This is a genomic window from Methylobacterium tardum, from assembly GCF_023546765.1.
Lineage (GTDB): Bacteria > Pseudomonadota > Alphaproteobacteria > Rhizobiales > Beijerinckiaceae > Methylobacterium > Methylobacterium tardum.
Genome location: NZ_CP097484.1, coordinates 1,149,043 through 1,162,835, shown reverse-complemented (window position 1 = coordinate 1,162,835; position 13,793 = coordinate 1,149,043). Strand labels below are relative to the sequence as shown.

10 protein-coding genes and 1 pseudogene are annotated in these 13,793 nt (G+C 66.8%); 7 read left to right on the top strand and 4 right to left on the bottom strand.

Going from position 1 to position 13,793, the window contains the following annotated elements; translation table 11 throughout:
• Positions 1–97: 97 nt before the first annotated feature.
• Together M6G65_RS05595 and M6G65_RS05590 are read right to left on the bottom strand one after the other, a co-directional pair.
• Positions 98–2,026, bottom strand: coding sequence for an ABCB family ABC transporter ATP-binding protein/permease (locus M6G65_RS05595; RefSeq protein ID WP_250103678.1), 1,929 nt, complete (start codon positions 2,024–2,026; stop codon positions 98–100).
• Positions 2,027–2,113: 87 nt separating this feature from the next.
• Positions 2,114–2,308, bottom strand: coding sequence for a DUF1127 domain-containing protein (locus M6G65_RS05590; protein WP_238197234.1), 195 nt, complete (start codon positions 2,306–2,308; stop codon positions 2,114–2,116).
• A gap of 105 nt (positions 2,309–2,413) precedes the next feature.
• Between M6G65_RS05590 and M6G65_RS05585 the strand changes: the two genes are divergently transcribed.
• From M6G65_RS05585 to M6G65_RS05555, 7 genes are all read left to right on the top strand, one after another.
• Entirely contained in the window at positions 2,414–3,748 is a 1,335-nt protein-coding gene (locus tag M6G65_RS05585; RefSeq protein ID WP_238197235.1) for an aminotransferase-like domain-containing protein, read from the top strand.
• Between the two features lie 241 nt (positions 3,749–3,989).
• The gene (locus M6G65_RS05580; RefSeq protein WP_250103677.1) at positions 3,990–5,303 is read left to right on the top strand and encodes a UDP-glucose dehydrogenase family protein; all 1,314 of its coding nucleotides are present in this window, start codon (positions 3,990–3,992) and stop codon (positions 5,301–5,303) included.
• Positions 5,304–5,933: 630 nt separating this feature from the next.
• Positions 5,934–6,584 (top strand): ParB N-terminal domain-containing protein, encoded by a 651-nt coding sequence (locus M6G65_RS05575; protein WP_238200166.1) that lies wholly within the window; start codon positions 5,934–5,936, stop codon positions 6,582–6,584.
• On the top strand, positions 6,584–7,462 hold the full coding sequence (locus M6G65_RS05570) for a DNA-methyltransferase (RefSeq protein ID WP_238200167.1): 879 nt from the start codon (positions 6,584–6,586) through the stop codon (positions 7,460–7,462). The genes M6G65_RS05575 and M6G65_RS05570 overlap by 1 nt, the downstream gene beginning before the upstream one ends.
• Positions 7,463–7,882: 420 nt before the next feature.
• Positions 7,883–8,341 carry a DUF5681 domain-containing protein gene (locus M6G65_RS05565; RefSeq protein ID WP_238200168.1) on the top strand — a complete coding sequence of 153 codons (459 nt, stop codon included), beginning with the start codon at positions 7,883–7,885 and terminating at the stop codon, positions 8,339–8,341.
• Positions 8,334–9,947: a phage terminase large subunit gene (gene terL / locus M6G65_RS05560; RefSeq protein ID WP_250103676.1), complete on the top strand. Its 1,614-nt coding sequence runs from the start codon at positions 8,334–8,336 to the stop codon at positions 9,945–9,947. The genes M6G65_RS05565 and terL overlap by 8 nt, the downstream gene beginning before the upstream one ends.
• 1,828 nt (positions 9,948–11,775) lie before the next feature.
• Positions 11,776–11,949, top strand: a complete 174-nt coding sequence (locus M6G65_RS05555) for a hypothetical protein (RefSeq protein ID WP_238200174.1) — start codon at positions 11,776–11,778, stop codon at positions 11,947–11,949.
• Between the two features lie 40 nt (positions 11,950–11,989).
• Here M6G65_RS05555 and M6G65_RS05550 read toward each other — a convergent pair.
• Positions 11,990–12,793 (bottom strand): annotated as a pseudogene (locus M6G65_RS05550) (IS5 family transposase).
• Positions 12,794–12,856: 63 nt separating this feature from the next.
• Positions 12,857–13,180 (bottom strand): polyhydroxyalkanoic acid system family protein, encoded by a 324-nt coding sequence (locus M6G65_RS05545; protein WP_238200176.1) that lies wholly within the window; start codon positions 13,178–13,180, stop codon positions 12,857–12,859.
• Positions 13,181–13,793: the final 613 nt, after the last annotated feature.

Sequence of the window (13,793 nt, the reverse complement as noted above, 5' to 3'; positions counted from 1 at the left end):
GCTAGCGTGGTAGACGTGTGGCCTGTCCGGCAAGCCGGACCCGCCGCTCCGGTTCTCGTCGCGATGAGGCGGGAGCGGCGCAGCTCTGGCCTTCCCGTCACTCCGCCGCCGCCGTCTCCGGCACGGCGCCGCGCCCACGCACCGGCACAACCGGGGCATCGGCCCGCTGGAGCACTTCCAGGGCGGCGTCGGCTTCCCGCTGGCGGTCCCAGAGCGCCGCGTAGACGCCGCCAGCCTCGAGCAGCTCCGCATGGGTGCCGCGCTCGACGATGCGGCCGTGGTCGAGGACCAGGATCGCGTCGGCGTTGACCACCGTCGAGAGCCGGTGGGCGATCACCAGGGTGGTGCGGCCGCGGCTCACCCGGTCCAGGGCCGACTGGATCTCGGCCTCGGTGAAGGAGTCGAGCGCCGAGGTCGCCTCGTCGAGCACCAAGATCGGCGGTGCCTTCAGGATGGTGCGGGCGATGGCGACCCGCTGCTTCTCGCCGCCCGAGAGCTTCAGGCCGCGCTCGCCCACGGGCGTGTCGTAACCCTCCGGCAGGCTCGACACGAAGCCGTCGATCTGCGCGAGCCGGGCCGCCTCGCGCAGCTCGGCGTCGGTGGCGTCGGCGCGGCCGTAGCGGATGTTGTAGCCGATCGTGTCGTTGAACAGCACCGTGTCCTGCGGAACCATGCCGATCGCGGCGCGCAGGCTCGCCTGCGTCACCGCGGCGATGTCCTGCCCGTCGATGCTGATCCGGCCGCCCTGCGGCTCGTAGAACCGGAACAGCAGCCGCGAGAGCGTCGACTTGCCGGCCCCCGAGGGCCCGACCACCGCCACGGTCTGCCCCGCCTGGATCGTGAAGGAGACGCCCCGCAGGATCGGCCGCTCGGGATTGTAGGCGAAGCGCACGTCCTCGAACCGCACCGTGCCGCCCGCGACCGCCAGCGGCGCGGCGCCGGGCCGGTCGGCGATCTCGGGGTTCTGCCCGAGGATGCGGAACATGTCGCCGATGTCGATCAGCGCCTGTTTGATCTCCCGGTAGATCATGCCCATGAAGTTGAGCGGCATCGAGAGCTGCACCAGCATGGTGTTGGCGAGCACGAAGCCGCCGATCGTGGTGCGCCCGGCCATGATATCCCGTGCGGCGAGCCACATCACCACGGTCATGCCGAGCGTGAAGATCACCGCCTGGCCGGCATTGAGCACCGCCAGCGACACGTAGGTCTGCGTCGAGGCCTTCTCGTACTTCGCCATCGACTCGTCGTAGCGAGCCGCCTCCCGACGCTCCGCGCCGAAATACTTCACCGTCTCGTAGTTGAGCAGCGAGTCGACCGCCTTGGTGTTGGCGTCGGTATCCGACGCGTTCATCCGGCGGCGGATCGCGATCCGCCACTCGGTCGCCTTGTAGGTGAAGGCCAGGTAGGCCGCGACCGTCAGGAAGGCGGTCGCCGCGTAGGTCCAGCTGAACTCGTAGGCCAGCACGCCGAGCACCAGCACGAACTCGACGATGGTCGGCACCAGGGTCAGCACCATCAGGCGCGACAATTCCTCGATGCCGGCGCGGCCCCGCTCCAGAACCCGGGTCAGGCCGCCGGTCTTGCGCTCCAGGTGGAAGCGCAGGGACAGGCGGTGCATGTGCTCGAAGGTCTGGAGCGCCAGCCGCCGCACCGCGTGCATCGCCACCTTGGCGAACAGCCCGTCGCGCACCTGGGTCAGCGCCGACATGGCGATCCGCGACACGCCGTAGAGGGCGATCAGCAGCATCGGCGCGGCGAGCAGACCCGTGGGCACCGGCGCATGATCGCCCCCTTGGCCGCCGACCGCCGCGACCAGCGCGTCGGTGATCCACTTGAAGGTGAACGGCGTCACCATGGTCACCAGCTTGGCGGCGAGCAGCAGGCCGAAGGCCAGGAAGACGCGGCGCTGCAGGTCGGGCCGGCCGTGGGGCCAGAGATGCGGCCAGAGCCGTCGGTAGGTGGCGATCAGGCCGGGGCGCTCGGCCGGGGGCTTCGGCCCGGCCGCGGGCGCTGTGTCGTCGGTCATGCGGGTTCTGTCGGGAGGAGCGTTACGAGACCCGCATATAGGCGTGTGACCGCGCCTGATCACCCGCGTTGCGTGCATGTCCCGGTCTCACGCCCGCCAGAACGGCTTGTCGATCTCCGCGCGCAGATCCCACGGCTCGAGGCCGATATCCCGGAGCTGGTCGGGATGGAGCGCCGCGAGGGCGCGCCGCGTGCGGATCCGGCGCAGCCAGAGCCGGAGCACGAACGGGCCCGCGGCGGGGCGAGGGGAAGCGGGTGAGGCAGACAGCGTGACGGTGGGCATCGCGGACGATCCGGTGGCAGGGGTTGCAGTCCGGCCGGGATTGCTGGCGAAGGATTGATCCGATACATTGCTCGGATCAATCGAAACATTGACCTCGGAGCAATAATGCGGTCCGCGGATTACCGGTCCGTCGCCGATGCCATCGCGGCCGAGATCGCGGCGGGCCGGATGCGCCCCGGCGAGCGGCTGCCGCCGCAGCGCGACTTCGCCTATGCCCGCGGCATCGCGGTCTCGACGGCGAGCCGGGTCTACGCGGAGCTGGCGCGCCGGGGGCTCACGACCGGCGAGGTCGGGCGGGGCACCTATGTCCGGAGCGATGCGGGCTGCGTCGGGCCGCTCCAGCCGGAGCCGCCCCCGGCAGCGGTCGATCTGCAGCGGACCCATTCGCGGCTGCCCGAGCAGGAGACCGTGCTGGCGGAGACGCTCGCGGCGCTGGCGCGGAGCGGCGGCGAAATCGGGTTCAGCCAGTACGGGCCGGCGGGGACGCCGCAAGCGCGGGCGGTCGCGGCCGGGTTCCTGGCTCGCGACGACTACGCGCCCGAGCCGGCCGACATCCTGTTCACCGGTAACGGCCGGCAGGCGCTCGCCGCCGCCCTGGCGGCGCTGGCGGCGCCGGGGGCGCGGATCGGCTGCGAGCCGCTGACCTATCCGGCGGTGCGGGGCATCGCCGCCCGGCTGGGGATCACCCTGGTGCCGGTCGCCATGGACACGGACGGGATGTGCCCGGAGTCCCTCCTCCAGGCGCATCGGACGGCGCCGCTGAGCGGTGTCTACATCCAGCCGACCCTGCAGAACCCCCTCGGGGTCACGATGGGGCCGGCGCGGCGCGCGGACCTTGCGGCGTGCCTCGACCGGACGGGGCTCACCGCCATCGAGGACGCGGTCTACGGCTTCCTGGCCGACTCGCGGCCGCTCGCCAGCCTCGTCCCGGACCGGGTGATCCTGATCGACAGCCTCTCGAAGCGGGTGATGCCGGCGCTCACGGTGGGCCTGATCGCCGCGCCCCCGCACCTGGCCGACCGGCTCGCGGCCTCGGTCCGCCAGGGCGCCTGGACGGCCCTCGGCCTATCGCTCGCGGCCGGCATGCACTGGATGGCCGGAGGCTCGGCGGCCGCGCTCGCGGAGGCCAAGCGCCGGGACGCCACGGCCCGGCAGGCCGTCGCCCGGGCGGCGCTCGCGGACCTGCAGGTGGTCGGCGATCCGCACGCCTATCACCTGTGGCTCGAACTGCCCGAGACGTGGCGGGCCGAGGCCTACGCGGCCGCTGCCCTGCGCCAGGGCATCGCCCTCCTCCCGGCCTCGGCCTTCGCGGTCCATCCCGGCCACGCGCCGAACGCGGTCCGCCTCGCGCTCGCGTCTCCGTCGCGGGAGGAGCTCGACCGGGCGCTGCGCAGCCTGCGCCGGCTCGCCTTCGCGGGGGACGATCAGGTGGTGGAGTGAGTGGGGCGCGACGCCGGGCGCGAGGTCCCTCAACCGCGAGAACGCCACGACCGGACAGCGGAGCGGCCTGTGCCGCCCGTGAGCGATATTCTGATCATATGTTGTCGCAGCGCGGAGATCCTGCGCCGAGGTTCGTAAAACTGCTGCCGTTCGGCCGTAGCGTCGACGATCGACCCGCCTGCCGATTCCTTGGCGATCGATCAGGCTCGGGATACGGGATGCGCAACGTGCGGAAGATCTCATGAAGATTGCGATGATTGGGGCCGGCTATGTCGGCTTGGTCTCGGGGGCGTGCCTGGCCGATTTCGGCCACACCGTGGTCTGCATCGACCGGGACCCCGACAAGATCGCCAGCCTGCACGCTGGCCGCATGCCGATCTACGAGCCGGGCCTCGACGCGCTGGTCGCCGAGAACGTGCGCCAGCGCCGGCTCGCGTTCAGCACGTCGATGCGGGAGGCCGTGGCCGAGGCCGATGCGGTGTTCATCGCGGTGGGCACGCCGTCGCGGCGCGGCGACGGCTTCGCCGACCTGAGCTTCGTGTTCGACGCCGCCCGCGAGATCGCCGGGGCCCTGACGGGCTTCACCGTGGTGGTGACCAAGTCGACGGTGCCGGTCGGGACGGGCGACGAGGTCGAGCGGATCATCCGGGAGGCCAACCCGGCTGTGGAGGTCTCGGTGGCGTCGAACCCCGAGTTCCTGCGGGAGGGCGCGGCGATCGCCGACTTCAAGCGGCCTGACCGGATCGTGGTCGGCACCCAGGACGCCCGCGCCGAGGCGGTGATGCGCGAGGTCTACCGGCCGCTCTACCTCAACCAGGCGCCGATCCTGGTCACCGACCGGCGCACCGCCGAGCTGACCAAGTACGCCGCCAACGCGTTCCTGGCCGCCAAGATCACCTTCATCAACGAGGTCGCCGATCTGTGCGAGGCGGTCGGCGCCGACGTCCAGCAGGTCGCGCGCGGCATCGGCCTGGACAAGCGCATCGGCCCGAAGTTCCTGCATGCCGGACCGGGCTACGGCGGCTCGTGCTTTCCCAAGGACACGCTGGCGCTGGTCAAGACCGCCCAGGATGCCGGCACGCCGCTGCGGCTGGTCGAGACCGTGGTGGCGGTCAACGACCAGCGCAAGCGCGCCATGGCCCGCAAGGTGATCAAGGCCTGCGGCGGCTCGGTGCGGGGCAAGACGGTGGCGCTGCTCGGGCTGACGTTCAAGCCCGACACCGACGACATGCGCGACGCGCCCTCGCTGGCGATCGTGGCCGGGCTGCAGGATGCAGGCGCGCGGATCGTGGCCTACGATCCGGAAGGCATGGCCCACGCCCGCGCGCTGATGCCGGAGGTGACGTACGCCGAGGACGCGTATGCCTGCGCCGAGGGCGCCGACGCCCTGGTCATCGTCACCGAGTGGAACGCCTTCCGGGCGCTCGATCTCGACCGCCTGCGTCGGACCATGGCGTTCGGCGAGGCCGCCCCCGTCCTGATCGACCTGCGCAACATCTACGATCCCGCGAGCGCCGCACGCCACGGGTTCACGTATCGCGGCATCGGACGCTGAGGACGGCTTGCTGCCGGGGGCCTGCCATCGGCGCGCGATATCGGGCGCGGGGCAGTGCCAGCTCGGCGGCGGGTGTCTTAGGAACCTGCGCCGGCTCGCCTTCGCGGGGGACGATCAGGTTGTGGAGTGAATGGGGCTCGACGCCGGGTCCGCCGCCTCTCGACCGCCAGAACGCCGCGGCCGGACAGCGGACCGGCCTGCTCCGCCCGTGGTGCGGTACACGAGGCCTCCCCCTCCCTGCACCAGGGAGAAAAACAGGGAAGGCATCCGCGCTCCCGGTATCCACTTACGGTACGTTGGTTCTTATGATTCGGCCGCTCAAAGCGCTGTTACGCCTACGCCAGAGCCGACGTGCTCACGAAGCATGTTCTTGTTATGTTCCAAAGACGGTAGGTCTTGAAACGTCTCAGGTGCAGATCTAAGTTGGCGTTGCTCGTCATATCGACGAGTACTCACAGGCGACCGATTGCAATCGGTAGCTGTGCTTCACCAAAGTTTAGCGGCGGCAGCCTTCCACATGCCGCAGCGGCTTCGACAATTCCCCAGGAGCCACGCGCGTCGCGCGAGCGGGGAAAGTCGATGGTCGTTGCGCGGTTGCCTTGCCCACGGTCTCCAATTTGGAGGCCTACAATGCCAGCATCGACATCGAAGCTTGCGACGTTAACAGCTCAGTCTAACGCACTCCCTCTCGACAGCGCCCCTCGGATCGAGATTGGACCGGGCATCGAGGCGCGATACGGCCTGTGCCCCTGCAGCACGCTCAAATCCAACCCGGCCGCCGTTCGCGTTCATCCCAAACAGCAGATCAAGAAGCTCACACGTGCCATCGAGGTGGCAGGTCCCCTCGCCCCGGTGATCGTCGACGAGGACTACACGATCCTCTCCGGCCATGCTCGGGTCGAGGCCGTGCGTGCGGGATCGGAATCGATACCGATTGTGCAGGTCTTCGGGCTATCAGAGGCGCGGAAGCGTGCGTTCCTGCTGTCTGACAACCGCATCGGCGAGGATGCGCGGCTCGACCGGCAACGGCTCGCCAAACAGATTCCGGAGCTGACGGTCCTCCTTCAGGATGCCGGCTTCGAGATTTCCGATACGGGCTTCGAGATCGCTGAATTCGACGCTTTAACCCTCGATTTCGCGGACCAGGTCGAGGCCGATGACGACGTTGATCCTGCGCTGCTGCAGGAGCCTCTCGTCCTGCGCCCGGGAGACCTGCTTCAGCTGGGGAACATCGCCTCGCTGTCGGCGACGCACGGGATACGTCCCTGCTGGATCGGCTGATGGCGGAGACTGCGGCCGAGTGTGCCTTCCTCGATGTACCGTACAATCTCGCGCAGGCGGAGCTCAGCACGCGCGGAAAGGTGCGGCACCCGGATTTTGTGTTTGCCTCTGGTGAGATGAGCCAGAAGGAGTATGTCGCGTTTCTATCCGCCGCGCTGGGAAATGTGGCGCGCGTTTCGGCACCGGGGGCCGTGCATTTCGCCTGCATTGATTGGCGGCATGTGCAAGACTTGCTTCAAGCGGCATCCAGCGTTTACGGCGCCTACCTCAACCTCGTCGTCTGGAACAAGACCAATGCTGGTCAGGGTGGTCTCTATCGCAACCAGCACGAGTTGATCGGCGTTTTCCGGGTCGGCGAGGCACGTCACCGCGACAACGTCCAGATGGGGCGGTATGGCCGCAATCGGTCGAACGTCTGGACCTATCCCGGCGCCAATGGTTTCGGCGCAGAGCGGTTGGCGCACCTGGCCGCTCATCCGACCGTGAAGCCTTTGCAACTGGTTGCAGACGCTTTGAAAGACGTCACACGATCCGGGGCGGTGGTGCTCGACACGTTCGTAGGTTCCGGCACGACCATCTTGGCCGGGGAGCAGGTCGGGAGGCGGGTGCGGGCCGTCGAGATTGAGCCACGGTACGCGCAGGTCGCGATCCGCCGGTGGGAACGGATGACGGGGCGCACGGCGGTCTGTGAGGAGACCGGGGCGAGTCTCGATGATTGGCTTCATGGGCCTACCCGGCGAGCGGATCAGAATTCACGTGACGCGTGCGCGCTGTTGAGCTCCTCGGAGTCGAGCGGACCTGCGGCGTCGTTGGCGTCCGAGAAGACACCATCCGCGGCGTCCCCGCCCCGCAGACGCGTTCGCACACGCGTTCTCTGACAGATTTATGGGGCAGTCCGCGCGACGAGGTGTTTCCGTCTCTCTGCAGAAGCCGCATGCACAGCTGCATACCCTTCCTGGACGCATCGGCGCGCCACAAACTGGAGGGTTCGACGCAAGCGTCGGCTCGGGAGAGATCGACAGTACTTAGCGCAGAATCTGTGCTGTGCTTTAAGATGTCGCAACCATGGTGGGTTGCGCTTTTGCCAGAAAATTTCCAATTATCGCCGCGTTAACCTTGTTGAGTGGGTGTCAAGACCAAGCTTCGCTCATCTGGCCTGTCGGGAAATTTGCAGCGCACCGCGCGAGCAGCATTCCAAAGGCGTCTGAAACCCCCTCGTTATGGGGGTGAGACGTAATGGGATGTCGATGCACGTGTTCAGGGCGCTTCTCGACGCTAAAAGTGCCGGAGATCTTAGGATGAGCGATAGTCAAGACGGTGAGAAAGTCGGCCCTGGGCACCCGCCGCGCAAGTACCGCTTTACGAAAGGCAAATCTGGAGATCCGCGTGGGCGGCCACGCGGCAGCCTTAATCGTGAGACGATCCGGAATTTGTGCTACGCGGAACTCTTTGAGCGCACGCTGGCCATCAGCGTAGGTGGAGGTCGTAAGCAGATTAGCATCGTGAGGGCTCTGATCCGAGTTTGGGTTCAGCAGGGCTTAAACAAAGATGCTGCTGTGATAGAAAAGATCTTTTCTTACGCCGCGCGCATCGCTGCTGATGCCCCCGAAATTCGGATCGCTGTCGATCGTGCGCAAGATGATGATGCGATCCTCCGTCGGTTCACGGATGCGTTGAACAGAAGGAGTCGCGGCACTCAGGGCCAGGATTCGCAGGAGCCGCCCGGTCCCGACCAGACGGGCGGGAGTGATGACTGATCCGGCTCGCATTTTACGGGCGGTCCTGCGCACCGAACTGACCGCCTTCATACATCGGACGTTCCAGGCTCTTGAGCCTGGGACACCCTACCAACACAGCTGGCACCACGATCATCTCGCTTGGCAGCTCAAGCGCATCGCGCGTGGCGACATCAAGCGGTTGATCATCAACGTGCCGCCGCGATCGATGAAGTCCATCGCCGTCTCGGTGGCTTTCTCGGCTTGGTTCCTCGGTCACGCGCCGAGCCGCCGGATCATCGCGGTCTCGTACGCCGCTGATCTCGCGCGAAAGCTCTCACAAGACACACGCACCGTTATGGAGAGCGCGTGGTTTCAGGAGCTGTTCCCCGACTGCCGTCTGGTCCCGGGCCGGCAACGCGATATGGAGCTTACCACCACACGGCGCGGCGGCCGGCTGGCGGTCGGGCTCGGCGGCAGCCTGACCGGGCGCGGCGCTGACATCATCCTCATCGACGATCCGATGAAGGCGATCGATGCCTTCTCAGCAGCCGAGCGGCGGCGGGTGATTGAATTCTACGAAGGCACGCTGGTCTCGCGCCTGAACGACAAGGCCAACGGCGCGATCGTGATCGTGATGCAGCGTCTGCACGACGATGACTTGTGCGGGCATCTCCGCGAGCGAGCTCCGGAGGAGTGGGAGGTGGTGGAGCTTCCGGCGATCGCCGTCCGGGCCGAGTCGTTTCAGCTGAGCGACAGACCGGATGGTGTCTACTCGCGGTCGCGTGGTGAGGTGCTGCAACCTGGGCGTGAGCCCCTGGACGTGCTGGAGGGGCTGCGCCGCCAACTCGGCACCCTGACCTTCAGCGCCCAGTATCAACAGGCACCGGTGCCGGCCGAGGGCAACGTGATCCGCCGGGATTGGCTGCGCTTCTACGAGGATGGGGAGGATCCGGAAACCTTCGAGCGCGTGGTGGTCTCTTGGGATACCGCCTCGACCCTAGGAGAGGCGAGCGACTGGTCGGCCGGCACGGTCTGGGGTGTGCTGGGATTAGACTACTACCTGCTCGATATCGTGCGCGAGCGTCTCGAGGCACCCGAATTGCGTCGAGAAATCGTGAGCTTGAGCCGGCATTGGAGGGCGAACGCTACCCTGATCGAGGATACGGAGCTCGGGCGTGCCCTCCATCAGGATCTGCGCCGGACGGGAGACTTGTCGACGCTCCTTCATCGCTCGCGCTATGATAAGGAGGCCCGGCTCCTGGCTCAGGCTGCTCGGTTTGAGGCTGGACAGGTCCACCTGCCATCCGATGCTCCGTGGCTCGCCGCCTACATCGCCGAGCTGATGGCTTTTCCGAACGGCCGACACGACGATCAGGTGGACAGCACCTCGCAGGCGCTCGATTACCTCACCGCTCGCGCCCTGCCTCCTCCCCGCTGCAGCGCCGGAACCTCGTGCGCAGAGATGTCGAGCGCCGCTGATTCGATTTCATCAGTGCGGGCTGACCTGCTTCCTCCGGAGGATGCGGATGTTCTCGGCGTTCGGATCGCCAACTCCAGAATAATCCACGGCAACGCCCGGTTTCGACTGGACTGCTGCCGCGAAAGGAGCGTGAATGGTCGTGCAACGAAGCAGTTAGCCAGCTGAAGCGCGGCGGGACAATTATGAGCAAGCTTGGTTTAACCGGAGTTGTCCGTCAGTTCACGCGCGGCGTGGGCCAAGCCGGCACGAGCACGGTGATGCCAAGCGTTGCGACCTGCGCTGCGGCTGAAGTGCCGAGTGAGAACGACCGCGCGGCCTTTAACTTTGAAGCTCCGGGGTGAGACGCCGCGTCGCTGTCGGCTCTGGGCCCCAGCGACGAGGATAGGGCTAGACGAGCACCTCCATAGCTCCGGGCTGAGGTGCGCCGGCCGAAATAGGCATCGTCGCCCTGAGAATTGCGTCCCCCCGCAGGCTCATCGAGCCGCACGCGGGGCCAGGGCAGTGGCGGGGCTGGATCCTGCCGAGAGCTCAAGGCGCGCCACTATGCACACCGACACCTCAATACAGAGCTGCCCCCTGCCCTCCCCCGGTTGGGGAGCGCAGTCGCCATCACGACGTGGGCTAGCAGCCGCACGCGCACGCTTTGCGCTATGCCACTCTCTCCAGGCGTGAGGGCGGCAATGTCCAATCGCAGCATCTCCTGGGCCGCCGCCTTGCGCGAGCTGAAGGCTGACCGTGCCATCCGGCACCCTGTGCGTGAGGAGCGCCTGCGCACGAGCACCGGCTTACGTGGCGCGCCGGTCCTCGCGATGAGCGCATGGCGCGGACACTCCAGCCGGCGCTACGTCGTCGTGGTCCAGCCACTCGACACCCCAGATCTCGTCGCCGAGAGCGCAGCTGTCGTCCTCGCTGTGTGCAGGGATGAACGAGGCCAAGCCTCGATTGTCGGTGCACGGGCCTGCGAGGTCGGAGATCCCGGGTTCCTCGGGTGGCTTGCCACCTGTGCCAGGCTCGGCGCTCGTGAGTTGCATGCCTACCGTTTGGCCGAGACTGCGCCTGAGCGCTCTGCGGTCGCGGCCGACCTTGGCGGATCGATGATCCGAGCCGCGGCGGGAGCAGCGTGATGATCCGGCGGGAGTTCAGCAAGGCTGTACAGAGGGCCGCGCTTGCCCGGGCGGATGGGCGCTGCGATGGCGTACTCACAGACGGCAGCCGCTGTCCGTGCGCGTTGCAGGCCGGGCGGTTCCACTACGACCATATCGTCCCAGCAGCGCTGACCGAGGATGCCTCGCTGGCGAACTGCAGGTGCTGTGCCGGCCCTGTCACGCGGCCAAGACGGTGGTGGACGTGGGTGTGATCGCGCGGGTGCGGCGAGTTCGTGACCGGCACGCAGGCATTGTCGATCCGCACCGCAGGCCGTTGCCTGGTAGCAAGGCGAGCCCGTTCAAGCGGCTGATCGGCGGGGGCGTGATTTGCCGCCACACAGGCGAGCGGTTGGATAGACGCGGCGAGTAGAGAAATCTGCTGCCCGAGTGTCGCGAAGACTCCCTTTTTTGCAGGGATTCCCTTCAGTCGATCGGTGCAGCTCGCAAACCAAAATGACTTGTTCGCCCGCCAGCGCCGAGGCACCTCAGACGCGTCTGAGTGCGGTCAGGCGAGGCCGGAAGGCTCCAAGGACGGCCCTAAGCACCGCCTCGTCCTGCCAGCGCCCAGCAGCTAACAGGGACGGCACTGGAATGCCGTCCCCGGCCCGCTAGGACCTCTAGCTGTTTGGTTGGGGACCGTCAGTGACCGCCGCTCGGCCGATCGGAACCGCGTCGCTGCCCGCGCGTCTACCCAGCATCTCTAGTGCAATAGCCTTCGGCCCCGCTCGGTACCGCCGCGCGAGGCTTTTTTGTCTCCCTCCGGCTGCACGCGGAGGCCATCTACGGAACCTGCGTAGGTCGTTTCCGTCTTATTCGCCGAAGTACGACCAGCCCAGCAAGAGGTATCTATGACCATCTTTCAGATGAGGCAGAAGAGCAGCCGCGAGGTCCTCTGGACAGGGCAGGCCGAAACCGCGGATCGGGCATTAGACGTCGCTGCCCAGGCCGCCGGATACCATGCCTTCGCCGAGCTCCCGGACGCATTTCGGGCCGATATGGCCGTCGAGGCGGTGACGGTCTGAGCTGTACAGGTCTGATGATCGACGCCCTCTCGGCTTAGAGTCAGGGACAAAACCGGTTGATCTGTGCCCTGCAGATGAGGACACAGGCGAGTCTGGTGAATGCGAGATGCAGGTCGACGCGTCTCTCGTAGCGGATGGTCAGTCGGCGGAAGCGGGCCAGCCAAGCCAAGGTGCGCTCCACGATCCAGCGATGGCGGCCGAGGTGCTCGCTGCTCTCAATGCCCCGTCGAGCGATCCGTGGTGTGATGCTGCGGGCCCGGCACTCACCTCGACAACGGCGATGATCGTAGCCCTTGTCGGCGTGCAGCTTGTCGGGTCTACGCCGCGGGCGGCCACGCCGGCCAGTGCGCACCCCGGGACCGCGTCGAGGGTAGCCGCCAGCATCCGGCTGTCGTTGCAGTTGGCCCCGGTCAGCCTCAGTCCGAGCGGCGTGCCGTTGGCGTCCACGACGAGGTGGCGCTTCGTCCCCGGCTTGCCTCGATCCGTCGGGTTCAGGCCCGTCGCGGAGCCCCTTTTTCGCCGGCAGGCTCGCACTGTCGAGGGCCGCGCGCGACCAGTTGAGCGCATCGGCGTCCTGAAGCCGCTCCAGCATCGCATGGTGCAGGGCGGCCCAGACACTGGCTGCCTGCCACGTGCCGAGCCGCCACCAACTCGTCTTGCCGCTGCAGCCTATCTCAGAACGCGGCAGGTGCTTCCACTGCATGCCCGTGCGCAGAACCAGGATGATGCCAGCCAGCGCCGCCCGATCCGAGGCGCGCGGTCGACCGCCTTTCGGCTTCTCAGGCTCAAACGGCAGAAGCGGCTCGATCACGGCCCACAGGTCGTCGGGTACGAGAGCGTACATGCCCGCCCAACACGCTCACCGCGGTTTTGTCCCGCGCCCTTAGCCGCGGCGGGCATCTTCATGTCAGGCGACGCCCCCGGGAGCCAGGAGGCGCGCCGCATAGTGCTTGGCCACGGCCTCGATCGCAGGCGCGAACACGCCGATGGTCCAGGGCATTTTTGCTTCGAGCCACAGGCTATCGTCTGCAACGACGACGTTGCCGCTGACGTCCTGGCCAAGAGCGCGCGCTGTGAAGGTCCGGCCCCCTTGAGACCAATCCGTCATGGCGACGGAGATGTTCTCCTTCTCGAGACGCCGCAGCGCCCAGTCGGTCTGCCGATCGAGCCGCCGCCGTACTTCTTCGGCTCCGAGACCGTGAGGGATCGCGAGGGTGATGTGCTTCGGCATGTACCTTCCCGTGGTGGACACGCTGAAGCTGAAGAGCATCGGTTAAGCGAGGGTTAACCATGTTCTGTGGAGGGTGCCAAATGTCGTGCTCTTGGCTCGGCACGGAGCTAGAATGGGACTCGATCTGGGACTCTTGCTTCGACTTGTCTTAGATCTAGATTAGTCTGCTTGGTTCGCCGGCGCGGGCCTTTTCGTGCGCGGCCAAACTCTTCGCTCATTGCTTAACCGAATTTTTGCCAATCACGAAGGCGTGAAGGCCCTGAAAGTTTTGTCCTAATCTGCATAAGAGATCTGGCAGCACCTTCGATGTGAGGGATAGTGACTAGGGAGAGGACACAGCGCCTTCCATCCTCTCGGCGCGGTGGTTCTCACGGGCCGAGAGTATCGATAGCGAGGACACGATCGTCCTGCACTTCCGAGCCGCAGACGGCAAAGCCTCCGCCGTTATGATCCCCCGGAAAGCCGCAAAGGAAGCCAATCACGCACTGTCAGAGCAGCTGAGTGAACCGAGGCCGCACGCAACCGCTCAAGATTGAAGCTTCTACGAAGCGCCCTTCCTTGGATCTGCTGTCGCATTGCGTATCGGCTCGGCTTGCGCTGGTGATATCGGACG

Excerpts from the sequence above, each read along its gene's own strand:
- M6G65_RS05565 (WP_238200168.1), top strand. The coding sequence starts at position 7,883 with ATGAGCGATAGTCAAGACGGTGAGAAAGTCGGCCCTGGGCACCCGCCG.
- M6G65_RS05585 (WP_238197235.1), top strand. The coding sequence starts at position 2,414 with ATGCGGTCCGCGGATTACCGGTCCGTCGCCGATGCCATCGCGGCCGAG.
- M6G65_RS05545 (WP_238200176.1), bottom strand. The coding sequence starts at position 13,180 with ATGCCGAAGCACATCACCCTCGCGATCCCTCACGGTCTCGGAGCCGAA.
- M6G65_RS05580 (WP_250103677.1), top strand. The coding sequence starts at position 3,990 with ATGAAGATTGCGATGATTGGGGCCGGCTATGTCGGCTTGGTCTCGGGG.
- M6G65_RS05570 (WP_238200167.1), top strand. The coding sequence starts at position 6,584 with ATGGCGGAGACTGCGGCCGAGTGTGCCTTCCTCGATGTACCGTACAAT.
- terL (WP_250103676.1), top strand. The coding sequence starts at position 8,334 with ATGACTGATCCGGCTCGCATTTTACGGGCGGTCCTGCGCACCGAACTG.
- M6G65_RS05555 (WP_238200174.1), top strand. The coding sequence starts at position 11,776 with ATGACCATCTTTCAGATGAGGCAGAAGAGCAGCCGCGAGGTCCTCTGG.
- M6G65_RS05575 (WP_238200166.1), top strand. The coding sequence starts at position 5,934 with ATGCCAGCATCGACATCGAAGCTTGCGACGTTAACAGCTCAGTCTAAC.
- M6G65_RS05595 (WP_250103678.1), bottom strand. The coding sequence starts at position 2,026 with ATGACCGACGACACAGCGCCCGCGGCCGGGCCGAAGCCCCCGGCCGAG.
- M6G65_RS05590 (WP_238197234.1), bottom strand. The coding sequence starts at position 2,308 with ATGCCCACCGTCACGCTGTCTGCCTCACCCGCTTCCCCTCGCCCCGCC.